We start from the raw sequence: 23126 nt of genomic DNA on the forward strand, positions 1-23126 counted from the left end.
TGGGCGAGAGCGTGGCAGCGGCACGTGATGGGCTCGGTAGCATCAAGCACCGGCACGGAAGCCGTCCCGCCGCCGGTCGACGCTGCCGGAGGTGCCCGTATGAGCCCAGACAACGCAGTGGAAGCCGCCCCGAACGCCGAGGGGCGCAGGCGCATCCCTCGGGCGGCGGACCTGCGCCGCCTGGGGCGCGCGGCCCTGCTCGGTCCCGGCGGCCGCGGGCGCGTGCCGGACGCGATCGAGCACATCGCCAAGGTGCACCGCATGCGGCACCCCGGCGCCGATCTCGCCATCCTGCGCAAGGCCTACGAGCTCGCCGAGTCCTCGCACCGCGGCCAGATGCGCAAGAGCGGGGAGCCGTACATCACGCACCCGCTCGCGGTGACCCTGATCCTGGCCGAACTGGGCGCCGAGACCACGACCTTGACCGCCTCGCTGCTCCACGACACCGTCGAGGACACCGACGTGACGCTGGATCAGGTCCGTGAGGAGTTCGGCGAGGAGGTGCGCTTCCTCGTCGACGGCGTGACCAAGCTGGAGAAGGTCGACTACGGCGCGGCCGCCGAGCCCGAGACCTTCCGGAAGATGCTGGTCGCCACCGGCAACGACGTCCGCGTGATGTCGATCAAGCTCGCCGACCGGCTGCACAACATGCGCACCCTCGGCGTGATGCGCCCCGAGAAACAGGCGCGCATCGCCAAGGTCACCCGCGACGTGCTCATCCCGCTGGCCGAACGCCTCGGCGTCCAGGCGCTCAAGACCGAGCTGGAGGACCTGGTCTTCGCCATCCTGCACCCCGAGGAGTACAGCCGCACCACCGACCTGATCGTCGAACACGCCGCCCTGCCCGACCCGTTGGACGCCGTCGCCGAGGACGTGCGACGGGTGCTGCGGGACGCCGGCATCGGCGCCGCGGTCGACGTGCGGCCGCGGCACGTGGTGTCGGTGCACCGGGTCGGGCTCAAGCGCGGCGGCGCGCGTCCCGGCGGCAGCGACTTCGGCCGCGTCCTGATCCAGGTCGCCGAGGACGCCGACTGCTACGCCGTCCTCGGCGAGCTGCACACCTGCTTCACCCCGGTCGTCACCGAGTTCAAGGACTTCATCGCGGCACCGAAGTTCAACCTCTACCAGTCGCTGCACACCGCCGTCCGCGACACCGAGGGCCGGATCGCCGAAGTCCTCATCCGCACACGGCAGATGCACCTGGCCGCCGAAGCCGGCGTCATCGCGCTCGGCAATCCGTACACGGCGGGCGAGGCCCCCGAGGGCGCCGAGGGCGAGCGCGTCGACCCGACCCGGCCCGGCTGGCTCGCCCGGCTGCTCGACTGGCAACGCGACGCCCCCGACCCGGACTTCTTCTGGAGCACCCTGCGCGACGAACTCGCCCAGGACCGCGAGATCACCGTCTTCTCCGCCGACGGCGGCACCGTGGGCCTGCCCGACGGCGCCACGTGCACCGACGCCGCCTACGCGCTGCACGGCGAGGCCGCCCACGCCGTCGTCGGCGCGCGGGTCAACGGCCGGCTCGCGCCGCTGCGCACCCCGCTCAAGGACGGCGACACCCTGCAACTGCTCATGGCCCGCACCACAGGTGAGGAGGCCTCCGGGCCGTCCCCGGAGTGGCTGGAGCACGCCCGCACCCCCGCCGCCCGCATCGCCATCAGCCGGTGGCTGGAGGCCCACCCGCCGGCCGGCCCCGAGGAGCAGCCGGCCACGCCCACCGTCCGCGCCGCCGCCACCAGCACGCGCCGTACCGCCGACCCGCTCGCGGAGACCGCCGACACCGACCCGCCCGGCGGCACCGTGCGGATGGCCCGCTGCTGCACGCCCGTGCCGCCCGACGGGATCACCGGCTTCGTCATCCGCGGCGGCACGGTGGCCGTGCACCGGGCGGGCTGCCCGGTCAGCGCCCGCATGGTGGACTCCGGCCGCGCCCCGGTCGCCGTCCGGTGGCGGCACGACGCTCCCGGCTCCGGCCACCGCGCCACGCTCTACGCCGAGGCCCTGGGCCGTCCGCGGCTGCTCGCCGACCTGACCGAGGTCATCGCCGGCCAGGGCGCCGCCATCGTCTACGCCGCCGTGGAGCCCCCGCAGGAGCACCGGGTACGCCACACGTACACCGTCGAACTGCCTGATCCGGGAGCGCTTCCGGCCCTGATGCGCGCGATGCGCGCCGTACCCGGCGTCTACGACGTGTACCGCGCCCAGGGGACCCTCGCCACCCCACAGGCCTGAGGAATACCCGATCGGGTGGGGTGCTGACGCGCCGCCACCTCAGGTGCCCGGAGCGCTGATACCGATGTCTCATGATCGGATCCTTTGCGCGCCGCGGCGCCCTCACCGCGGCCGCGGTGATCGCGCTCACTGCGGCGGGACTGCCCGGCGGCGACTCGACCTCCGCCGGCATCGGCGACCGGCTCTACCCCGAGCTCGGCAACCCCGGGTACGACGTCCACGACTACGACATCTCGCTCACCTACCACGGCAACAATCGGCCGCTCAGCGCCGTCACCCGCATCGACGCGCTCGCCACCGACACCCTGCACAGCTTCCACCTCGACTTCGCCCGGGGCATCGTGAGCTCCGTCGAGGTCAACGACCAGCCCGCCCGGTTCACCACCGAGCGCGAGGAACTGGTCGTCACCCCGGCCGCCCCCGTCCCCGAGGGCGGCCGGATGGAGATCACCGTCGTCCACACCAGCGACCCCACCACCAAGGACGACAGCGGCTGGATCCCCACCAAGGACGGGCTGGTCATGGCCAACCAGGCCAGTGCCGCCCACACCGTCTTCCCCTGCAACGACCACCCCTCGGACAAGGCGGGGTTCGCCTTCCACGTCACCGCCCCCAAGGACCTCACGGTCGTCGCCAACGGCCTGCCCGAGCCCTCCCTCACGCGGGGCGCCATGACCACGTGGACCTATCGCACGGCGCACCCCATGGCCACCGAGCTCGCGCAGGTCTCCATCGGGCACAGCGCCGTCCTGCACCGCACCGGGCCCGGCGGCCTGCCCCTGCGCGACGTCCTGGACGCCGCCGACCCCGACCGGGCGACGCTGGAGAAGCGGCTGGCGCAGACCGCCGACCAGATCGCGTGGATGGAGGAGCAGGTCGGCCCCTTCCCCTTCGAGACCTACGGCATCCTCAGCGCCAACACGATCACCGGCTTCGAACTGGAGACGCAGACCCTCTCGCTCTTCGAGCGCCGCGTCCTGCTCGCCCGCGAGCAGGACGCCACGCCGGTGATGGTGCACGAACTGGCCCACCAGTGGTTCGGCGACAGCGTGAGCCCCGGGACCTGGTCCGACCTGTGGCTGAACGAGGGCCACGCCACCTGGTACCAGTGGCGCTACGGCGCCGAGAAGTACCACGAGTACACGCTGGACAAGCTCGCGAAGAGCGCCTACGAGGTCGACGGCGAACTGCGCCGCGCCGGCGGGCCCCCGGCCCACCCGCTCGTGCCCGGCAACCCCGGGTCGCAGGCCAAGCTGAGCATCTTCCGCGGCAACGTCTACTTCAGCGGCGCCCTCGCCCTGTACGCGCTCCGCCAGGAGATCGGCGCCGACACCTTCCAGGAGCTGGAGCGCGCCTGGGTCACCCGGCACCGCGACGGCGTGGCCACCACCAAGGACTTCATCGACCTGGCCTCCGAGACCGCCGGCCGCGACCTCGGCCCCTTCCTGCGGGCGTGGCTGTACGGGCCCACCACACCCCCGATGCCGGGCCACCCGGACTGGAAGCCGGCCCCCGCCAAACCGGGACCCCATGCCGCTCCGCACGCGGAGTCCCACGGCCAGTCCCACGGGCATGCGCACGGCCAGGCACACGGCGGGCACCGCTGAGGGCCCGCGCCCGCACGGGCGAAAGTCGCGTGACCGGGCGGGGACCGGCGTGCGACCATCTACGTACGGCGACGGCGCCGCGGCCCGGCCGGGGAATCCCCCGGACGCGCCAGGCGTTGTCCCGTACGCGAGGCGTGAGCGCCCCGCGCATCGATTCCTCTCCGAGCAAAGGATCCAATGACCTCCTCTTCCTCCTCTTCGAGCTCTGCAAGCAGCCGCCAGCGCCTCCCCGAGAGCCTTCGGGCCGACGCCCTGATGGAAGAGGACGTCGCCTGGAGTCACGAGATCGACGGGGAGCGTGACGGCGAGCAGTTCGACCGTTCCGAACGTGCCTCTCTGCGCCGCGTGGCGGGTCTGTCCACCGAGCTGGAGGACATCACCGAGGTCGAGTACCGGCAGCTCCGCCTGGAGCGGGTGGTACTCGTCGGTGTGTGGACGGACGGCACCGTCCGCGACGCGGAGAACTCCCTCGCGGAGCTCGCCGCCCTCGCCGAGACCGCGGGCGCACTCGTCCTCGACGGCGTCGTCCAGCGCCGCGACAAGCCGGACCCGGCCACCTACATCGGCTCGGGCAAGGCGCAGGAACTGCGCGACATCGTGATGGAGAGCGGCGCCGACACCGTGGTCTGCGACGGTGAGCTCAGCCCCGGCCAGCTCATCCACCTGGAAGACGTCGTCAAGGTCAAGGTGGTCGACCGGACCGCCCTGATCCTCGACATCTTCGCCCAGCACGCCAAGAGCCGTGAGGGCAAGGCGCAGGTCTCGCTGGCGCAGATGCAGTACATGCTGCCGCGCCTGCGCGGCTGGGGCCAGTCGCTGTCCCGGCAGATGGGTGGCGGTGGCTCCGGCTCCTCGGGCGGCGGCATGGCCACCCGTGGTCCCGGTGAGACCAAGATCGAGACCGACCGGCGCCGTATCCGCGAGAAGATGGCGAAGATGCGCCGGGAGATCGCGGAGATGAAGACCAGCCGCGACCTCAAGCGCCAGGAGCGCAAGCGCCACAAGGTGCCCTCGGTGGCGATCGCCGGCTACACCAACGCCGGCAAGTCCTCGCTCCTCAACCGGCTCACCGGCGCGGGCGTCCTGGTGGAGAACGCGCTGTTCGCCACCCTGGACCCGACCGTGCGCCGGGCGGAGACCCCGAGCGGCCGGCTCTACACCCTGGCCGACACCGTCGGGTTCGTCCGGCACCTGCCGCACCACCTGGTCGAGGCGTTCCGCTCCACCATGGAGGAGGTCGCCGACGCCGACCTCATCGTGCACGTGGTGGACGGCTCGCACCCGAACCCGGACGAGCAGCTCGCCGCGGTCCGCGAGGTCTTCCGCGACGTCGGCGCGCTGGACGTGCCGGAGATCGTGGTGATCAACAAGGCCGACGCGGCCGACCCCGTGGTGCTGCAGTCGCTGCTGCGCCGCGAGAAGCACTCCATCGCGGTGTCCGCCCGCACCGGGCGCGGCATCCAGGAACTGCTGGCGATGATCGACGACGAGCTCCCGCGGCCCGCCGTCGAGATCGAGGCCCTGGTGCCGTACACCCGCGGCGCGCTCGTCGCCCGGGTGCACTCCGACGGCGAGGTGCTCTCCGAGGAGCACACCGGCGACGGCACGCTGCTCAAGGCCCGCGTCCACGACGAGCTGGCGGCGGAACTGGAGCCGTTCGCGCTCGCCGCGCGCCACTAGCGGCACGTACGTACGCCGCAGGGCCCGCCCCATGGAGGGGCGGGCCCTGCGGCGTTCTCTGTCGGCTCGCCGCTCGCGGCTACTGGCGCACCGTGTCGAAGATCGATTCCGCCTCGGACCCCAGGTGGGGTCCGGCCAGCCACCGGGGGCTGTCCTGCGGCCCGATCGAGGTGTTGCTGACCAGGGCGACCGTGCCGTCGGGCTCCTTGGCGAACCAGCCGCCGCCCGAGGCGCCGGCCGTCATGGTGCAGCCGAGCCAGTGCATCGTCGGCGCGCCCTTGGTGAGCGCCAGCCGGACCGGGTCTCCCGCGCAGTGGTACTGCTGGTAGCCGTAGCCGTCGAAGGGCGCCGCCGCGGGGTAGCCGCGGATGTCCATGGAGTCGATGGCCGCCGAGGTGGGCGCGTCGAACCAGACGGGTACGGAGGCGCCGACCGTCTCCTCCAGCGACCTGGTGGAGTCCGGGTTCGTCACCTTCAGCACGGCGAAGTCGTACGGGTAGGCCGAGCTGGTCTCCGAGGACTCCCCGCCCCCGTCGATCCACTGCTTCGAGGTGCCGGCCTTCGTCGCCCACCAGGTGCCGTACGGGGCGAGCTGCTCCTTGGTGGCGCTCTGCAGTGCCGCGCCGCTCAGGCCCCCGTTGTTGAAGGAGGGCACGAAGACGATGTTGCGGTACCAGCCGCCCGCGGCGCCCGCGTGCACGCAGTGGCCGGCCGTCCACACCAGATTGCTCTTCCCCGGGTTCGCCGGGTCGCTCACCACGGTCGCCGAGCAGACCGCCTGCCCGTCCGGCATGTCGAACAGCAGCTTGCCCGTCGCCGGCGAGGCGTCGTGGAACGGGGTCGCCAGCCGCTGCGCCCGGATCGCGGCCGGCTCGGGGTCGGTGGTGCCGTCGTCCGCCTGCGTGACGTCGGCCCGCTGCTCGTCGTCCGGGGTCCCGTCGGCCTCGCGGAGCCGGTCGGCGTCCCACAGGTCCTTGATGATCGGGTTGATGAAGTCGGCGGCGTCCCGCAGCCACTTGTCCTTGTCCCAGTCCTTCCAGCCGCCGTTCTGGAGCGCGTCCGCCCACTTGCTCAGGTCGTCGAGGCTGGTGGGAAGGGTGGTGGGCAGGTCGGTGGGCAACTGGAGCCCGCTGTCCCCGGACGACGCGGACGCCGAAGGGCTGGGCTTGGCATCGGCCTTGTCGTCGGAACCGCCGCAGGCGGTCGCCGTGACGGCGAGCAACGCGGCCGTGGTCGCCGCCACGGCCAACCGGCTTATCGATGACATCGGTTGCGATCCCCCTGTAGTGAACATGGTGGTTGCTCGCTGAAGGGCAATGCCCAACTCTGCCCGCTCATGGGCGACGTATGCCCCGTGGAAGGGGACGGCAAGGCCCGCGCGGGCGGTTCCGCCGTGAGATCTCCGGCACAGGCAGTTGCCGTGCGCCCGTGCGGTCGTTGGTAGCTCCGGGGGCGCTGCAGCCGACACCGAGGAGTGAGCACGTGGCCGCCATGCCGAGCGCACCGGACCGACTGGCGGTGCACCAGGACGACTTCGGGGACACCGAGGGCATCCTGCGACGTCAGTCGCTGCGCGAGTCGGCGGCCCGCACCTACGCCCGTACGCTTCCCGTCGTACCCGTGCGCGCCCACGGGATGACCATCGAGGCCGCCGACGGCCGCCGTTACCTCGACTGCCTCTCCGGAGCGGGCACCCTCGCGCTCGGCCACAACCACCCGGTCGTCGTGGAGGCCATCCGGGCCGTCCTGGACTCCGGTGCGCCGCTGCACGTGCTCGACCTGGCCACCCCCGTCAAGGACCGCTTCACCACCGCCCTGTTCGAGACGCTGCCCCGCGAACTCGCCGAGCACGGCAAGGTGCAGTTCTGCGGCCCGGCCGGCACGGACGCCGTCGAGGCCGCCCTGAAACTCGTGCGCACCGCCACCGGCCGCGACGGGCTGCTCGCCTTCTCCGGCGGCTACCACGGCATGACGGCCGCCGCGCTGGCCGTCACCGGCGACACCTCCGTGCGGGGCGCCGCGGGCGCCGCCGCGGACGCCGGTGTCACCAGGCTCCCCTACCCGTACGACTACCGCTGCCCGTTCGGCGTGGGCGGGGAGCGGGGCGCGGAACTCTCGGCCCGGCTGACGGAGAGTCTGCTCGACGACCCCAAGGGCGGGGTCCGGCCGCCCGCCGGGATGCTCCTGGAACCGGTCCAGGGCGAGGGCGGCGTCATCCCCGCCCCCGACACCTGGCTGCGCCGCATGCGCGCCGTCACCAGCGAACGCGGCATCCCGCTCATCGCCGACGAGGTGCAGACCGGCGTCGGCAGGACGGGCGCCTTCTGGGCCGTCGAGCACAGTGGTGTCGTGCCGGACGTGATGGTGCTCGCCAAGGCCATCGGGGGCAGCCTGCCGCTGGCCGTCGTCGTCTACCGCGAGGAGCTCGACGTCTGGCGGCCCGGCGCCCACGCGGGCACCTTCCGCGGCAACCAGCTCGCCATGGCCGCGGGGGCCGCCACCCTCACCCACGTCCTGCGTGAAGGCCTCGCCTCCCGCGCCGCCGTCCTGGGCGCCCGCATGCTCGCCCGGCTGCGCGACCTCGCCGCCGCCCACCCCTGCGTCGGGGACGCCCGCGGGCGCGGCCTGATGCTCGGCCTCGAACTGATCGACCCCGAGCATCAGGCCGCGCCCACCGCCCACGGCGTCCCACCGACCGCACCCCGACTGGCCGCCGCCGTCCGCCGCGCCGCCCTGGACCGCGGCCTCGTCGTCGAACTCGGCGGGCGCGACGCGAGCGTCGTCCGCCTGCTGCCCCCGCTCACCATGACCGACGAGGAGTGCGAGGCCGTCCTCGACCGCCTGGCCGACGCCTTGGCGGCGGCCTGCGCGGATCGGACGTGAAGCACCTCGTGACCCCGGACCCCGCCGGCACCGCGCGCCGCCACGCCGACCCCCCAGGAGCCACCGCATGACCGCACGCCCCGCCCCCGGGACCACGGCCACCGTCCCCCCGCAGGCCCGGCACGAGGAGGCCGACGAGCCGTACGCCGTCGCCGACGCGGCCGGCAGCGAGGCCCTGCTGCGGTGCTGGGCACGCGAGACGGGCCTGCCGGCGCCGCAGGGCGACACCTTGTGCGTGCCGCTGCCCGTCACCGGCACCGAACTGCGTGTGCCGGTCCGCCACTGGTCGCCCACCGGCCACCACCGATTCGGCGCCCCGCGTCCGGCCGCCGGGGGCCGGGCGGTGGACGCCGTCACCCTGGCCGCACTGCTCGCCCGGGAGGCCGCCGTCCCCGGACCCGACGGCACCGACCTGGTGGCACGGGTGGCGGACTCCGTCCGCAGGACCGCGGCGATCGTCACCGAACGCCGGGCACGGCCGGCCGCGCCCCCCGGCACGACCCCGTTCCTCGACGCCGAGCAGGCCCTCGTGCTCGGCCACCCCCTGCACCCCACGCCCAAGAGCCGCGAAGGACTGACGGAGGCCGAATCGGCCGCCTACGCGCCCGAGCACCGCGGGTCCTTCGCCCTGCACTGGGCGGCGGTGGACCGCGCGGTCCTGGCCCACGACTCGGCGTGGACCGAGCGCGGCCGCACCGTGCCGGCCGCCCGCCTGATCGCCGCCCTGGCGGGCCCCGACGTCGTCCGGCGGCTCCCGCCCGGCACCGTCCCGCTGCCGCTGCACCCCTGGCAGGCCCGCGACCTCGCGCACCGGCCCGAGGTGCGCGCCCTGGTGGAGGCCGGCCTGCTGCACGACCTGGGCGCGGCCGGCGAGCCCTGGCACCCGACGTCCTCCGTGCGGACGGTCCTGCGGCCCGGCACGGCCGCGATGCTCAAGCTCTCCCTCGCCGTACGCATCACCAACTCCCGCCGCGAGAACCTCCGCAAGGAGCTCCACCGGGGCGTCGAGGTGCACCGCCTGCTCCGGGCCGGCCTCGCCGAGCGCTGGCACCTGGCGCACCCGGGCTTCGACATCGTCCGCGATCCCGCGTGGCTCGCCGTCGACGCCCCGGACGGCGGCGCCCCCGTCCGCGGTCTCGACGTCGTCGTACGGCACAACCCCTTCGGGCCCGGCGACGACGTGGCCTGCCTCGCCGGCCTCACCGCTCCCCGGCCCGCGCCCGACGGGGGACCGGGCATGACCTCGCGCCTCGCCGAACTCGTCGGGGGGCTGGCGGCCCGCAGCGGACGCCCCGCGGCGGCGGTGTCGGCCGAGTGGTTCCTGCGCTACCTGGACGCGGTCGTGCGCCCGGTGCTGTGGCTCGACGGCGAGGCGGGCATCGCCCTGGAGGCCCACCAGCAGAACACCCTCGTCGTGCTGGACGCCCACGGCTGGCCGGCCGGCGGCCGCTACCGCGACAACCAGGGCTACTACTTCCGCGAGAGCGCCCGCACCGCCCTGGAGGCGCGCCTGCCCGGTGCCGGAGCGGAAAGCGACACCTTTGTGCCGGACACCGTCGCCGACGAGCGCCTCGCCTACTACCTCGGCATCAACAACGTCCTCGGCCTCATCGGCGCCTTCGGTTCCCAGCGCCTGGCCGACGAGCGGGTCCTGCTGGCCGCCTTCCGCCGCTTCCTCGGCAAGGCCGCCGCGGGCGGCCGGTCCCCGCTGCCGGGCCTGCTGCTGGAGGCACCCGAGCTGCGCTGCAAGGCCAACCTGCTCACCCGGCTGCACGGCCTGGACGAACTCGTCGGCCCCGTCGACACCCAGTCCGTGTACGTCACCGTCCCCAACCCCCTCCGCGCCTGACCGCGGGAGGCCACGAAGGAAGGAGGCCGCAGCCGCCATGACGGCCGCCGACTCCAACACCCACGCCGGACGCACCGGCCGCACCGCGGCCCCGGAAGCGCCGGGTGCTCCCGCCCAGGACGACACCCTGGACCTGGAGCTGCCCCCCGAGGTGCGCGCCCTCTTCGCGGAGGACGTCACCGCCGACGACCGCGCGGGCTGCCCCGCCGCCCTGGACGACCTCCTCGACGGGGTCGCCGACTGGGGCCCGGTGGACACTCCGGCCGGGACCTTCCACCTCGTCCCCGCCCGGCCCGAGCGCGACCTGCCGGTGGTCAGCCGCTGGATGAACGATCCCGCCGTCGCCGCGTTCTGGCAGCTCTCGGGCGCCCCGGCGGTCGCCGAGCGGCACCTGCGGGGCCAGCTCGACGGCGACGGACGCAGCGTGCCGTGCATCGGCGTGCTCGACGGCGTCCCCATGAGCTACTGGGAGATCTACCGCGCCGACCTGGACCCCCTCGCCCGCCACTACCCGGCCCGCCCCCACGACACCGGGCTCCACCTGCTCATCGGCCGCGTCGGCGACCGCGCGCGCGGCCTCGGCGGCACCCTGCTGCGCGCGGTCGCCGACCACGTCCTGGAGCACCGCCCGAGCTGCGCCCGGGTGGTCGCCGAGCCCGATCTGCGCAACACGCCCTCGGTGTCGGCCTTCCTCGCGGCGGGGTTCCGGTTCTCAGCGGAGGTGCAGCTGCCCGGCAAGCGGGCCGCCCTGCTGATCCGCGACCGGGCGCTGCGGCACGTCCTCTGAGGCGGAGGCCGAGGCGGACTGCGCGGGGTGCCGGGCACCGGGGAATTCCGTGGCCGCCTGCGTTGTCGGTGCCGCCCCGTAGGGTGGTCCTGCTATGACACAGCCCTCGAAGCCCGCCCTCACCGACCTTCTTCACGCCGCCGTCACCGCCGTCGGCGGCGTGGAGCGCCCCGGCCAGGTCAGCATGGCCGAAGCCGTCGCCGAAGCCGTGGACGACGGCTCCCACCTACTGGTCCAGGCCGGCACCGGCACCGGCAAGTCCCTCGGCTACCTGGTGCCCGCCCTGGCGCACGGGGAGCGCGTGGTCGTCGCCACGGCGACCCTGGCGCTGCAGCGCCAGCTCGTCGAACGCGACCTGCCGCGCACCGTCACCGCGCTCCGCCCGCTCCTGCGGCGCGAGCCGCAGTTCGCGATGCTCAAGGGCCGGTCGAACTACCTGTGCCTGCACCGGCTCCACGAGGGCGTGCCGCGGGAGGAGGAGTCGGACGAGCCCGGCCTCTTCGACCAGTTCGAGGCCGCGGCGCCGACCAGCAAGCTGGGCCAGGACCTGCTGCGGCTGCGGGACTGGTCGGACGAGACCGAGACCGGTGACCGCGACGACCTCACCCCGGGCGTGTCCGACCGCGCCTGGCAGCAGGTGGCCGTCACCTCCCGGGAGTGCCTGGGCGCCACCCGTTGCGCGTACGGCGCCGAGTGCTTCGCCGAGGCGGCCCGCGAGCGCGCCAAACTCGCCGACGTCGTCGTCACCAACCACGCGCTGCTGGCGATCGACGCGCTCGAAGGCGCGCCGGTCCTGCCCTCCCACGAGGTGCTGATCGTCGACGAGGCCCATGAACTCGTCTCCCGGGTCACCGGTGTCGCCACCGGCGAGCTCGCCCCCGGCCGGGTCAACCGCACCGTCAGACTCGCCGCCAAACTGGTCAACGAGAAGGCCGCGGACGCGCTGATGAGCGCCTCCGAGGGCTTCGAGCGGCTGATGGAACTCGCCCTGCCCGGGCGGCTGGAGGAGTTGCCGGAGGACCTGCGCTACGCCCTGATGGCGCTGCGCGACGCCTGCCGGCTGGTCATCACCTCGCTCGGCGAGACCCGCGACCGCTCCGTGCAGGACGAGGACGCCGTCCGCAAGATGGCGCTCGCCTCGGCCGAGAACGTCCACGAGGTCGCCGAGCGCATCGTCGAGGGCTCCGAGTGGGACGTGGTCTGGTACGAGCGCCACGACCGTTTCGGCGCCTCGCTGCGGGTGGCACCGCTGAGCGTGTCCGGGCTGCTGCGCGAGAAGTTGTTCACCGAGCGCTCCGTCGTGCTGACCTCGGCCACCCTCCGCCTGGGCGGCGACTTCAACGGCGTCGCGGCCTCGCTCGGGCTCCCGCCGGAGGGCACCGTGGCCGCGGAGGGCGAGGACGAACTCCCGGTCTGGAAGGGCCTCGACGTCGGCTCGCCCTTCGACTACCCCAAGCAGGGCATCCTCTACGTCGCCCGGCATCTCTCCCAGCCCGGACGCGACGGCGGCCGTGAGGACATGCTGGACGAACTGACCGAGCTGATCGAGGCCGCCGGGGGCCGCACCCTCGGGCTGTTCTCCTCGATGCGCGCGGCCCAGGCCGCCGCCGAGGCGCTGCGCGGCCGGATCGACCACCCGGTGCTGCTCCAGGGCGAGGAGACGCTGGGTGAGCTGATCCGCCGTTTCGCCGCCGACCCCGGCACCTGCCTGTTCGGCACGCTGTCGCTCTGGCAGGGCGTGGACGTGCCGGGGGACAGCTGCCAGTTGGTGGTGATGGACCGGATTCCCTTCCCCCGTCCGGACGACCCGCTGATGAGCGCGCGTCAGAAGGCGGTGGAGGAGAAGGGCGGCAACGGCTTCATGGCGGTCGCCGCCACCCATGCGGCGCTGCTGATGGCCCAGGGGGCCGGCCGCCTGGTGCGTGCGGCCGGGGACCGGGGCGTGGTCGCCGTCCTCGACCCGCGGCTCGCCACGGCCCGCTACGGCAGCTTCATCAAGGCGTCGATGCCGGACTTCTGGCAGACCACGGACCGCAATCAGGTCCGCAGGTCGCTCGCCGCCATCGACGCGGCCGCGAAGGCCAACGAGGCGCAGGTGGTCTGACCGGGGCGCGGGCCCCGTCCCAGTGGCCCGCCGCACCCCGTCCGCCCGTGCACAGACGAGCCCCGGAACCGGCGCAGAGGTCCCGGGGCCCGGTCACGGGCGGGTCGTGGGTCAGACCCGGCGCAGCACCGCCACCACCTTGCCGAGGATGGTCGCCTCGTCGCCCGGGATGGGCTGGTACGCGGAGTTGTGCGGAAGCAGCCAGACATGGCCGTCCTCGCGCTTGAAGCGCTTGACCGTGGCCTCGCCCTCGATCATCGCGGCGACGATGTCGCCGTTCTCGGCGACGGGCTGACGGCGCACCGTCACCCAGTCCCCGTCGCAGATGGCGGCCTCGATCATCGAGTCGCCGACGACCTTGAGCACGAACAGTTCGCCGTCACCCACCAGCTGGCGGGGGAGCGGGAAGACGTCCTCGACCGACTCCTCGGCCAGGATCGGGCCACCGGCGGCGATCCGGCCGACCAGCGGCACGTACGACGCGGAGGGCTTGCCCGCGGTGTCGGTCGGCTGCGCCTGCGCGGCGTCGGAGCCGCGCACCTCGTAGGCGCGGGGGCGGTGCGGGTCCCGGCGAAGGAACCCCTTGCGTTCCAGGGCCATCAGCTGATGGGCGACCGACGAGGTGCTCGACAGGCCCACGGCCTGGCCGATCTCCCGCATGGAGGGCGGGTACCCGCGGCGCTGCACCGAGTCCCTGATGACCTCGATGACCCGGCGCTGCCGGTCGGTCAGTCCGGAACTGTCCGCGCGGATTCCAGGAGGTCGTCCGGGGAGCGCACGTGCGGGCTTGGTGGTCTCGTCGTTCATCGCATCCATCGGGCGTAGCCGGTCCTGGGGGCGGTCATGGGCGGTCAGTGTGGCGCTGTCGGCGGTGGTGGTCACGGCGGCCCCTCTCGAGATGTTCTCCCTAGTAAGACAACGGTAGTTGCTTTCGAAAGGTTGCGCCAAACACACGTTCGAGTGAATTTCCACAGTTCCACTGACAAGATCAAGCGGTCGATGATATAGATCGAATATGAATTCGATTCTTCCCGGGATTCCGCCGCCCAATCCCCCTCGTGCGGACGGGATCGCGGCCGTGTGACGCCCGCCCCCGCTCCCCGCCGTCGGCCCGCCGTTCTCCCGGAGTTCCCCGCCGTTCACCCCCGGCGCCCCGGGTTCCATGATGCGCGACCCGTGACGATCCGTACACCCAGTGTGTCACTTCCGCCCCGCCGCTCCCGTGAGGCGTGGTGTCGCGTAGGCTCCCGTCCCGTCGGCGAGCCGCGACACGCGCTCCGCCGGATTGGCGCACATGACCCCCGAGCCACCAGATCTAGTGGTTGGATAGGGGGCAGGCCCCACAAGTAGTGGTCCCCGGGTCTTCGGGCCCTCCCGGATCGCCTATGCTTGTGGCTGCTTCGCGAGGCCCCAGGGGGTTCCCCGCGTCATGACGTCGTGCGCTCACCGTGGGTGAGGGAGGGAGAGGGAACCGATGCACTGCCCCTTCTGCCGACACCCCGACAGCCGCGTCGTCGACAGCCGGACCACCGACGACGGCACGTCGATCCGCCGCCGCCGGCAGTGTCCCGACTGCGGCCGCCGCTTCACCACCGTGGAAACGGCCTCGCTGATGGTCATCAAACGCAGCGGGGTCACCGAACCCTTCAGCCGGAACAAGGTCATCGCCGGAGTCCGCAAGGCCTGCCAGGGCCGCCCCGTCACCGAGGACGCACTCGCCCAGCTCGGGCAGCGCGTCGAGGAGGCGGTGCGCGCCACGGGCAGCGCCGAGCTGTCGACCCACGACGTCGGCCTGGCCATACTCGGCCCGCTGAAGGACCTGGACCTCGTCGCCTATCTGCGCTTCGCCTCGGTCTACCAGGCCTTCGACACGCTCGAGGACTTCGAGGCCGCGATCGCCGAACTGCGCGACCGGAGGTCACCGACCGACACCGGCGGACGGGACCGGGACGGCGCTGTCCCCTCGCCCGTCGCCACCGCCGACTAGGACCGGCGGACAACTCAGATTTGCCGGGCGCCCGCAAGGGTGTTCCGGCCGTGGAACAGCATCGCCGCGGGAAGATCGCGGCGCTTCAAGGCGTTTTAGATGTAATGCCTGTAATGGGAGGCGGCACATGACAGAGACGACGAGCGGCCCGGCACGGGGTTCCCGCGCCAAGTCCGGCAAGGCTGCGGGCGGCGCGGGCACGGCGCCCGCCAAGGGTCTGCGCATCGAGCGCATCCACACCACCCCGGGGACGCACCCCTACGACGAGGTGGTCTGGGAGCGTCGTGACGTCGTCATGACCAACTGGCGCGACGGCTCGATCAACTTCGAGCAGCGCGGCGTGGAGTTCCCCGACTCCTGGTCGGTGAACGCGGTCAACATCGTCACCAGCAAGTACTTCCGCGGCGCGGTCGGCACGCCGCAGCGCGAGAGCAGCCTGCGGCAGCTCATCGACCGTGTCGTGCGGACCTACCGCAAGGCCGGGGAGGACCACGGCTACTTCGCGTCGCCCGCCGACGCCGAGATCTTCGACCACGAGCTGACCTGGGCACTGCTCCACCAGGTGTTCAGCTTCAACTCCCCGGTCTGGTTCAACGTCGGCACCGCCCAGCCGCAGCAGGTCTCCGCCTGCTTCATCCTCTCCGTCGACGACTCCATGGAGTCGATCCTCGACTGGTACAAGGAAGAGGGGATGATCTTCAAGGGCGGCTCGGGCGCCGGCCTGAACCTCTCCCGCATCCGCTCCTCCAAGGAGCTGCTCTCCTCCGGCGGCAACGCCTCCGGCCCGGTCTCCTTCATGCGCGGCGCCGACGCCTCCGCCGGCACCATCAAGTCCGGCGGTGCCACCCGGCGCGCTGCCAAGATGGTCGTGCTCGACGTCGACCACCCCGACGTCGAGGCCTTCATCGAGACCAAGGTGAAGGAGGAGGAGAAGATCCGCGCCCTGCGCGACGCGGGCTTCGACATGGACCTGGGCGGCGACGACATCGCGTCCGTCCAGTACCAGAACGCCAACAACTCCGTCCGTGTGAACGCGGACTTCATGAAGGCGTACGAGAACGGCGAGAAGTTCGGCCTGCGTGCCCGCATGACCGGCGAGGTCATCGAGGAGGTCGACGCCAGGGCGCTGTTCCGCAAGCTGGCCGAGGCCGCCTGGGCCTGTGCCGACCCCGGCATCCAGTACGACGACGTCATCAACCACTGGCACACCACGCCGGAGACGGGCCGCATCACCGCGTCCAACCCCTGCAGCGAGTACATGCACCTGGACAACTCGTCCTGCAACCTCGCCTCGCTCAACCTGATGAAGTTCCTCGAGGACGACGGCAAGGGCACCCAGCGCTTCGACGCCGTGCGCTTCGCCAAGGTCGTCGAGCTCGTCATCACCGCGATGGACATCTCCATCTCCTTCGCCGACTTCCCGACCCAGAAGATCGGCGAGACCACCCGCGCCTTCCGCCAGCTGGGCATCGGCTACGCCAACCTCGGCGCCCTGCTGATGGCGACCGGCCACGCCTACGACTCCGAGGGCGGCCGCGCGCTCGCCGGCGCCATCACCTCGCTGATGACCGGCACGTCGTACCGGCGCTCCGCCGAGCTGGCCGCGGTCGTCGGCCCGTACGACGGCTACGCCCGCAACGCCACCGCCCACAACCGCGTCATGAAGCAGCACTCCGACGCGAACGCCGTCGCCACGCGCATGGACGACCTGGACACCCCGGTCTGGGCCGCGGCCACCGAGGCCTGGCAGGACGTCCTGCGCCTCGGTGAGCAGAACGGATTCCGCAACGCCCAGGCCTCCCTGCTGGCCCCCACCGGCACCATCGGCCTGATGATGGACTGCGACACCACCGGCATCGAGCCCGACCTCGCCCTGGTCAAGTTCAAGAAGCTGGTCGGCGGCGGCTCCATGCAGATCGTGAACAACACGGTCCCGCAGGCCCTGCACCGCCTGGGCTACCAGCAGGAGCAGATCGAGGCGATCGTCGCCCACATCTCCGAGCACGGCAGCGTCCTCGACGCCCCCGGGCTGAAGACCGAGCACTACGAGGTCTTCGACTGCGCCATGGGCGAGCGCTCCATCGCGCCGATGGGCCACGTCCGGATGATGGCCGCGACCCAGCCGTTCCTGTCCGGCGCCATCTCCAAGACGGTCAACATGCCCGAGTCGGCGACCGTCGAGGAGATCGAGGAGATCTACTACCAGGGCTGGAAGCTCGACCTGAAGGCGCTCGCGATCTACCGCGACAACTGCAAGGTCGGCCAGCCGCTCTCCGCCAAGAAGAAGGCGGAGGAGAAGAAGGCCGACGTCGTCGAGGCCGCCGCCCCCGCCGCGGTCGAGAAGGTTGTCGAGTACCGCCCCGTCCGCCGCCGGCTCCCCAAGGGCCGTCCGGGGATCACCACCTCCTTCACGGTGGGCGGAGCCGAGGGCTACATGACCGCCAACTCCTACCCGGACGACGGTCTCGGCGAGGTCTTCCTCAAGATGTCCAAGCAGGGCTCGACCCTCGCGGGCATGATGGACGCCTTCTCCATCGCCGTCTCCGTCGGCCTGCAGTACGGCGTGCCGCTGGAGACCTACGTCTCGAAGTTCACCAACATGCGCTTCGAGCCGGCCGGTCTGACCGACGACCCGGACGTGCGGATGGCCCAGTCGATCGTCGACTACATCTTCCGCCGCCTGGCGCTGGACTTCCTGCCCTTCGAGACCCGCTCCGCGCTCGGCATCCACTCCGCCGGGGAGCGCCGCCGCCACCTCGACACCGGCTCCTACGAGCCGGCGGCCGACGAGGAGGTCGACGTCGAGGGCCTGGCCCAGTCCGCGCCGCGCCAGAGCGAGGCCCCGTCGGCCAAGCCGGCCGCGGCTCCTGAGGCCGCCGTGGCGGAAGCCGCGACGGTCCCGGCGCCGAAGACCGCGCACAACTCGACCGAACTGCTGGAGATCCAGCTCGGCCTCAACGCCGATGCCCCGCTCTGCTTCTCCTGCGGTACGAAGATGCGCCGCGCGGGCAGCTGCTACCTCTGCGAGGGCTGCGGCTCGACCAGCGGCTGCAGCTGAGCCCGACCGCCCCTGACGTGTCCCCCCGAAGCCCCGAGGGCTTCGGGGGGACACGTGCTTTGCGGCAGGCGGCAGGGCACCTCGGGCGTCACTGCATGTTCTCGAGGTGGGGGTGGTCGAAGGACGTGGGGCAGCTGTAGATCTGCAGGTTGTAGCCGCGGCCTATCTGGACCATCGGGGGGTCGGACGGCCGCCGGAGCCCCGCGGGGCCGGTGCGGTCGCGGTCCTCGAGCGGGATCCAGCTGCCGCTTCCTCCGTCCCACTCGCCGGAGGAGACGGTCAGGAGCGGCCGGTATTCCGCGCCGCACATGTCGCAGTTCAGCGGCGACGGGTCGCTGAAGCTCCACGGACCCCAACCGCCCACCTTCCAGCCGGGGGCAACGCTGTGCTCGTACTGGTAGTACGCGCTGCCATCGTGGCCGGCGTCCTCCGGGTGCAGCGCGGCCCATTCGGCGCGTCCCCAGTCGTGGAGGCGCCGCGCGAGTTCGCCGGGCAGTTGGAGCGGCGCCGGGTACTCGGTGACGGCCTCGGGGTGCAGCACGCAGGGCTCAGGCACGTAGTTGCCGTAGTGGTCGACGTCGAGCGGGACGGGCGGCTCCGTGAGCACCTCGTGGACCTCGGAGGAGTTCCGCCAGACCAGGCGGGCCGTGGGCAGGGCGTCCTCGTGGTCGAGCGGGCACCACAGCACTTGGAGGACGTCGGCCCCGTCGGGGCCGGACAGCCCCGGCACGTCGCGCAGATACAGCTGGGCGACCGGGAGCAGCGGATTGGGTCCGCTGTGCGGAGGATGCCCTTCTTGCAGCGTGTCGAGGTACGCGCGCTGCTCCGCGGTGAGGAGGTCCTCCTGCGGAGAGCGGGGCCGGAGCCACGCCTCTTCCAGCAGATCCCGGGACCGGCGGACGTCGTCCGGCGAAACCGGCGGGTCCCAGTGCTCGTGTGCGTCGTCGCACGCGGGCCAGTCCTCGCCGACGGGCCAGAGCAGGGGCCCGCCGACCGAGCTCTCGTGGACCGTCGGCAGGCCCGGCCGAGGATGCAGGCGAACGGCCTGCCGTGCCAGCGGCGCCAGTTCGGGGAACACGGCAGCGACGTCGATCGGCCGGGGCGGCGTGGTCCTCACCATCGGGACTCCTTCGGGGCTGGCGGGCTGCCGGGATCAGTACGACTGGAGTTCGACGAGGGTGCCGTCGGGCGTGCGGAGGTGGGCGGTGCGCAGGTTCGGTCCCCAGTCGGGGCGGTCCTGCGGTCCGGCGAGGACCTCGGCGCCGTGGGCCGCGAGCGTCCCGGTCGCGGAGTGGACGTCGTCGACCCGCAGCACGAGCATCGCCGCGTCCTGGACGGGAGCGCGCGCGGGCAGCGACTCCGTGCCGATCGTCCGCGCGATCGCGGTGCGGGAGAAGAGGGTGAGGGCGGCCTGTCCGCCGAGGTCCCAGTTGGCGTAGCCGGCTTCCGGGAGCACCTTGACGGGCTCCGTCGCGAGCAGGTCGCGCAGGGCGGCGGTCCAGAAGCGGACGGCGGTGTCGAAGTCCTCGACGAGCAGCCGCGGGTACAGGGCATCCATGCCGTGATCGTATTGGCTTGTCCCATGGGGTAGTTGATTTCCCTGAGGGGCGGAATGGCCGCTGGTGGGCCATAGGATGGCGCGGTGCTGGTGAAGTGGATTCGCTGTGGCGTCCTCGATCGGGCTGCTTTCGAGCGCGGACAGCGGAAATGGGCCAACGGACTCCCCGGCGAGCCGGGCTTCCGGGGGCAGGGCGGGGGCTGGAGCCGCAGCCAGCCGGGTGTCGCGCACCTTTTCGCCTTCTGGGAGGACCGCGAGTACTACGACGCCTTCATGGCCGGGCCCCACGACCGCTTCGCGACACCGCAGGCGGACACGTACGAGAGCCTCGGCGTGAAACTCTTCGAGCACCGCCTGGACGTCAAGATCGGCTTCCGCCCCCGTTTCGCGGACAGCGACCTGCTCAGGCTGGCCCACTGCAAGGTGCGGCCGGACCGGGCGGACCACTTCGTCCTCATGCAGCAGAAGGTCTGGAACCCGGCGATGGCCGGCTCGCCGGGCATGCTGCGCGGTGTGTTCGCGCAGGGTCCCGAGTCCGATTTCCTGACCCTGTCGATGTGGGACTCGGCCGCGGAGCGCGGCAAGTACCGCGACGGCTCGGTCGCCCGGCTCTCGCAGCGCGCGGAGCTGGAAGCGGACGTGCTCGCGGTCGCCGGCGACGTCGTCGACCTGGAGCAGTCCTGGTCGGTCTGAGGCCGGACGGCTCGCGCGCAGCGGTTCGGAGCCGCCCGGTCAGTCCTCCTTTGCGGGGCGGGTGATCACGGAGAAGTAGGCGCCGTGCGGATCGCCGAGGACCGCGATGCGTCCCACGTGCGGCAGGTCGAAGGGCGCCACCGAGACGCCGCCGCCGAGCTCCGCGGCCCGCGCGGCGGCCGCATCGGTGTCCTCGACGGCGAAGTAGTGCATCCAGTGCTGGGGTATCTCCGCGGGCCAGGCGTCGTTCATGAGCAGGATGCCGCCGAACGGGCCGCCGCCGCCCTCCACTTCCAGCTCCGTGTACGTGCTGTCGCCGGCGAAGGGATGCGTCTCGCCCGTCCATCCGAAGACGTCCCCGTAGAACCTGCGGGAGGCTTCCACGTCGCGGGTGTTGAGCTCGATCCAGCTGAACGCCCCCGGCTCGTTCAGCAGCCCCGCGCCCTTGAACCTCCCCGGCTGCCAGACGGCGAACTCCGCACCGTGCGGGTCGGTGAACTGCGCGAAGCCGCCCTGGTCGAAGACGGCCATCGGCGCCACGGAGACGGCGCCTCCCGCGGCCTGCACCGCCTTGGCCGTGGCCTCGGCGTCCGAGGTCGCCATGTAGGTGATCCAGCGGGGCCGGTCGCCCTCCGCCATCACCGGCCCGACGGCGGCCACGGGCTCGCCGCGCAGGGTGAAGAAGGTGTAGCCCCCCGCCTCCGGGGGCCCCGGCTCGGACTCCCAGCCGAACAGGCCGCCGTAGAAGGCGCGCGAGGCCTCGATGTCGGGACTGCTCAGATCGGTCCAGCAGGGTGTGCCGGATACGAACGCGGTGGTCTTCATTGCGGCCTCCAACCGGGGTGCCGCCAAGGGCTCCCTCTTCAATCCTCAGTCTGGGACCGACCACTGACAATCGGGGCCGCCGCCCTCGGCCGGACGTGGGTTCCGCCGAGGTCAGGAGGCCCGGCCGGCCGCGATGCCCGGTGGGCGGACCGCCGTGCCCGCGCGGGGGTGCACGAATTACAGTGAGGCCATGGCTCGACCGCGTCGCATTGTGCTCATCCGTCATGGGGAGTCCCAGGGAAACGCCGACGACACGATCTACGAGCGGGTCCCCGACCACGCGCTCAACCTCACCCTCAAGGGCGAGGAGCAGGCCCGTGCCGCGGGCGGGGAACTGCGCGGGCTCTTCGGCGACGAACGGGTCCAGGCCTTCGTCTCCCCGTACCGCCGCACGCACGAGACCTTCCACCTGCTGGGACTCGACCCGCGCCGCACCCGGGCCAGGGAGGAGCCCCGGCTGCGCGAGCAGGACTGGGGCAACTACCAGGACGCCGAGGACGTGCAGCGGCAGCGCAAGGCCCGGGACGCGTACGGCCACTTCTTCTACCGTTTCGCGCAGGGCGAGTCCGGGGCGGACGTGTACGACCGGGTCGGGGCGTTCCTGGAGACGCTCTACCGGGCCTTCGACAAGCCGGAGTTCCCGCCGAACGTGCTCCTGGTGACGCACGGGCTGACCATGCGGTTGTTCTGCATGCGGTGGTTCCACTGGACGGTCGACGAGTTCGAGTGCCTGTCCAATCCGGACAACGGAGAGTTCCGCGTGCTGCTCGCCGAGCCGGACGGCCGCTACCGGCTCGACCGGCCCTTCGCACGCTGGCGCACCACTGTCTCCGACCTGGCGAGATATCACGAGTGATATTGCGCACAGGACGATTGACCCCGATGACACGGGATGTCAGAGTTCTGGGCGCCATGACCGCTGATCCCTCTGATCCTTTTGATGCCTCGCGCTCCCGCGCGCTCGCCAGCCTGCGAGGACTCGCCGTCGGCGACGCCCTGGGCTCCCAGTTCTTCGTCCCCGCGCACTACCCCGCGCTGCAGAGCGGCACGCTGCCGGCCGGGGTGTGGCAGTGGACCGACGACACCGAGATGGCCTGCTCGGTCCTCGCTGTCCTGTCCGCGCACGGCGCCGTGGACCAGGACGCGCTGGCCGCGTCCTTCGCCGCCCACCACGACTTCGACCGCGGCTACGGCCCCGCGGTCAACCGCATGCTGCGGCTGATCCGGCAGGAGAACGGTGACTGGCGCACGCTGGCCGCCGAGATGTTCAACGGTCAGGGCTCCTGGGGCAACGGCGCGGCCATGCGCGTCGCGCCGCTCGGGGCGTGGTTCGCGGGCGAGCCGGAGAAGGCCGCCGAGCAGGCGGAGCTGTCCGCGTACACCACCCACCAGCACCGCGAGGCGGTCGCCGGCGCCATGGCGGTCGCCGCTGCCGCCGCCCTGGTCGCCGCACCCGGCGCCCCGGCCGATCCGGCCGCGCTGCTCACGTCCGTCGTCGGGCTCCTGCCGCGCAGCGCCATCCACGCGGGGCTGCGGCGCGCCGTGGACATGCTCGACTACGACGACGTCGCCACCGTCGCCGCCGTACTCGGCTGCGGCCGGCGCACCAGCGCGCACGACACGGTCCCCTTCGCGCTGTGGGCCGCGGTCCGGGGGCTCGGCGACTACGAGCGCGCGTTCTGGACCACCGCCCGGGCGGGCGGTGACGTCGACACGACCTGTGCCATCGTCGGCGGCATCGTCGCGGCCCGGCCGGACGGCGAGCCGCCGCGGGCGTGGCGGGAACGCTGTGAACCGCTGCCGGAGTGGCTGTCCGCCGCCTGAGCGCGGCGGAAACCCCTCCACTGTCACGGCCCTGTCACA

Annotated in this window: 17 protein-coding genes; 12 read left to right on the forward strand and 5 right to left on the reverse strand. The window is 72.5% G+C overall.

Features of this window, described 5'->3' with window-relative positions:
* Window positions 1-99: 99 nt before the first annotated feature.
* From ACIP64_RS31460 to hflX, 3 genes are all read left to right on the forward strand, one after another.
* Complete coding sequence (locus ACIP64_RS31460) at window positions 100-2232, forward strand: RelA/SpoT family protein (RefSeq protein WP_401593272.1); 2133 nt, start codon at window positions 100-102, stop codon at window positions 2230-2232.
* A 71-nt stretch (window positions 2233-2303) separates the two neighbouring features.
* Complete coding sequence (locus ACIP64_RS31465) at window positions 2304-3839, forward strand: M1 family metallopeptidase (protein ID WP_401593275.1); 1536 nt, start codon at window positions 2304-2306, stop codon at window positions 3837-3839.
* A 177-nt stretch (window positions 3840-4016) separates the two neighbouring features.
* Window positions 4017-5519, forward strand: a complete 1503-nt coding sequence (hflX, locus tag ACIP64_RS31470; RefSeq protein WP_401593278.1) for a GTPase HflX — start codon at window positions 4017-4019, stop codon at window positions 5517-5519.
* Window positions 5520-5598: 79 nt separating this feature from the next.
* On the opposite strand, the gene ACIP64_RS31475 is transcribed toward hflX, so the two are convergent.
* Window positions 5599-6786, reverse strand: a complete 1188-nt coding sequence (locus ACIP64_RS31475) for a trypsin-like serine peptidase (RefSeq protein ID WP_401593281.1) — start codon at window positions 6784-6786, stop codon at window positions 5599-5601.
* Window positions 6787-7010: 224 nt separating this feature from the next.
* On the opposite strand from ACIP64_RS31475, the gene ACIP64_RS31480 reads away from it, so the two are divergent.
* The 4 genes from ACIP64_RS31480 (at window position 7011) to ACIP64_RS31495 (ending at window position 13142) form a co-directional block, all read left to right on the forward strand.
* Complete coding sequence (locus ACIP64_RS31480) at window positions 7011-8402, forward strand: diaminobutyrate--2-oxoglutarate transaminase family protein (protein ID WP_401593391.1); 1392 nt, start codon at window positions 7011-7013, stop codon at window positions 8400-8402.
* Window positions 8403-8469: 67 nt separating this feature from the next.
* Complete coding sequence (locus ACIP64_RS31485; protein ID WP_401593284.1) at window positions 8470-10251, forward strand: IucA/IucC family protein; 1782 nt, start codon at window positions 8470-8472, stop codon at window positions 10249-10251.
* Window positions 10252-10288: 37 nt separating this feature from the next.
* Window positions 10289-11038 (forward strand): GNAT family N-acetyltransferase, encoded by a 750-nt coding sequence (locus ACIP64_RS31490; protein ID WP_401593286.1) that lies wholly within the window; start codon window positions 10289-10291, stop codon window positions 11036-11038.
* Between the two features lie 94 nt (window positions 11039-11132).
* Complete coding sequence (locus ACIP64_RS31495) at window positions 11133-13142, forward strand: ATP-dependent DNA helicase (RefSeq protein WP_401593289.1); 2010 nt, start codon at window positions 11133-11135, stop codon at window positions 13140-13142.
* Window positions 13143-13253: 111 nt separating this feature from the next.
* On the opposite strand, the gene lexA is transcribed toward ACIP64_RS31495, so the two are convergent.
* Window positions 13254-14024 carry a transcriptional repressor LexA gene (gene lexA / locus ACIP64_RS31500; protein WP_319659169.1) on the reverse strand — a complete coding sequence of 257 codons (771 nt, stop codon included), beginning with the start codon at window positions 14022-14024 and terminating at the stop codon, window positions 13254-13256.
* Between the two features lie 592 nt (window positions 14025-14616).
* On the opposite strand from lexA, the gene nrdR reads away from it, so the two are divergent.
* Window positions 14617-15129, forward strand: a complete 513-nt coding sequence (nrdR, locus tag ACIP64_RS31505) for a transcriptional regulator NrdR (RefSeq protein ID WP_401593292.1) — start codon at window positions 14617-14619, stop codon at window positions 15127-15129.
* A gap of 127 nt (window positions 15130-15256) precedes the next feature.
* A complete protein-coding gene (locus tag ACIP64_RS31510) occupies window positions 15257-18187 on the forward strand; it encodes a vitamin B12-dependent ribonucleotide reductase (RefSeq protein ID WP_401593295.1) in 2931 nt (976 codons plus the stop codon).
* 88 nt (window positions 18188-18275) lie between these two features.
* Here ACIP64_RS31510 and ACIP64_RS31515 read toward each other — a convergent pair whose 3' ends face one another.
* Together ACIP64_RS31515 and ACIP64_RS31520 are read right to left on the reverse strand one after the other, a co-directional pair.
* Entirely contained in the window at window positions 18276-19307 is a 1032-nt protein-coding gene (locus ACIP64_RS31515; RefSeq protein ID WP_401593297.1) for a hypothetical protein, read from the reverse strand.
* A gap of 33 nt (window positions 19308-19340) precedes the next feature.
* Window positions 19341-19745, reverse strand: a complete 405-nt coding sequence (locus ACIP64_RS31520) for a VOC family protein (RefSeq protein ID WP_401593300.1) — start codon at window positions 19743-19745, stop codon at window positions 19341-19343.
* An 84-nt stretch (window positions 19746-19829) separates the two neighbouring features.
* Here ACIP64_RS31520 and ACIP64_RS31525 point away from each other — a divergent pair, with 84 nt between their 5' ends.
* Window positions 19830-20438: a YdbC family protein gene (locus tag ACIP64_RS31525; RefSeq protein WP_401593303.1), complete on the forward strand. Its 609-nt coding sequence runs from the start codon at window positions 19830-19832 to the stop codon at window positions 20436-20438.
* Window positions 20439-20477: 39 nt separating this feature from the next.
* Here ACIP64_RS31525 and ACIP64_RS31530 read toward each other — a convergent pair whose 3' ends face one another.
* Window positions 20478-21263: a VOC family protein gene (locus ACIP64_RS31530; protein WP_401593306.1), complete on the reverse strand. Its 786-nt coding sequence runs from the start codon at window positions 21261-21263 to the stop codon at window positions 20478-20480.
* Window positions 21264-21453: 190 nt separating this feature from the next.
* Here ACIP64_RS31530 and ACIP64_RS31535 point away from each other — a divergent pair, with 190 nt between their 5' ends.
* Window positions 21454-22119: a histidine phosphatase family protein gene (locus ACIP64_RS31535; protein ID WP_401593309.1), complete on the forward strand. Its 666-nt coding sequence runs from the start codon at window positions 21454-21456 to the stop codon at window positions 22117-22119.
* Window positions 22120-22175: 56 nt separating this feature from the next.
* Window positions 22176-23087 carry an ADP-ribosylglycohydrolase family protein gene (locus tag ACIP64_RS31540; RefSeq protein WP_401593312.1) on the forward strand — a complete coding sequence of 304 codons (912 nt, stop codon included), beginning with the start codon at window positions 22176-22178 and terminating at the stop codon, window positions 23085-23087.
* The last annotated feature ends 39 nt before the right edge of the window (window positions 23088-23126 follow it).

This window comes from Streptomyces sp. NPDC088733 (assembly GCF_044751185.1).
Lineage (GTDB): Bacteria > Actinomycetota > Actinomycetes > Streptomycetales > Streptomycetaceae > Actinacidiphila.

What these genes read in the sequence shown, in the direction of transcription:
- ACIP64_RS31460 (WP_401593272.1), top strand. Translation starts at nt 100, where the DNA reads ATGAGCCCAGACAACGCAGTGGAAGCCGCCCCGAACGCCGAGGGGCGC.
- ACIP64_RS31465 (WP_401593275.1), top strand. Translation starts at nt 2,304, where the DNA reads ATGATCGGATCCTTTGCGCGCCGCGGCGCCCTCACCGCGGCCGCGGTG.
- hflX (WP_401593278.1), top strand. Translation starts at nt 4,017, where the DNA reads ATGACCTCCTCTTCCTCCTCTTCGAGCTCTGCAAGCAGCCGCCAGCGC.
- ACIP64_RS31475 (WP_401593281.1), bottom strand. Translation starts at nt 6,786, where the DNA reads ATGTCATCGATAAGCCGGTTGGCCGTGGCGGCGACCACGGCCGCGTTG.
- ACIP64_RS31480 (WP_401593391.1), top strand. Translation starts at nt 7,011, where the DNA reads ATGCCGAGCGCACCGGACCGACTGGCGGTGCACCAGGACGACTTCGGG.
- ACIP64_RS31485 (WP_401593284.1), top strand. Translation starts at nt 8,470, where the DNA reads ATGACCGCACGCCCCGCCCCCGGGACCACGGCCACCGTCCCCCCGCAG.
- ACIP64_RS31490 (WP_401593286.1), top strand. Translation starts at nt 10,289, where the DNA reads ATGACGGCCGCCGACTCCAACACCCACGCCGGACGCACCGGCCGCACC.
- ACIP64_RS31495 (WP_401593289.1), top strand. Translation starts at nt 11,133, where the DNA reads ATGACACAGCCCTCGAAGCCCGCCCTCACCGACCTTCTTCACGCCGCC.
- nrdR (WP_401593292.1), top strand. Translation starts at nt 14,617, where the DNA reads ATGCACTGCCCCTTCTGCCGACACCCCGACAGCCGCGTCGTCGACAGC.
- ACIP64_RS31510 (WP_401593295.1), top strand. Translation starts at nt 15,257, where the DNA reads ATGACAGAGACGACGAGCGGCCCGGCACGGGGTTCCCGCGCCAAGTCC.
- ACIP64_RS31515 (WP_401593297.1), bottom strand. Translation starts at nt 19,307, where the DNA reads ATGGTGAGGACCACGCCGCCCCGGCCGATCGACGTCGCTGCCGTGTTC.
- ACIP64_RS31520 (WP_401593300.1), bottom strand. Translation starts at nt 19,745, where the DNA reads ATGGATGCCCTGTACCCGCGGCTGCTCGTCGAGGACTTCGACACCGCC.
- ACIP64_RS31530 (WP_401593306.1), bottom strand. Translation starts at nt 21,263, where the DNA reads ATGAAGACCACCGCGTTCGTATCCGGCACACCCTGCTGGACCGATCTG.
- ACIP64_RS31535 (WP_401593309.1), top strand. Translation starts at nt 21,454, where the DNA reads ATGGCTCGACCGCGTCGCATTGTGCTCATCCGTCATGGGGAGTCCCAG.
- ACIP64_RS31540 (WP_401593312.1), top strand. Translation starts at nt 22,176, where the DNA reads ATGACCGCTGATCCCTCTGATCCTTTTGATGCCTCGCGCTCCCGCGCG.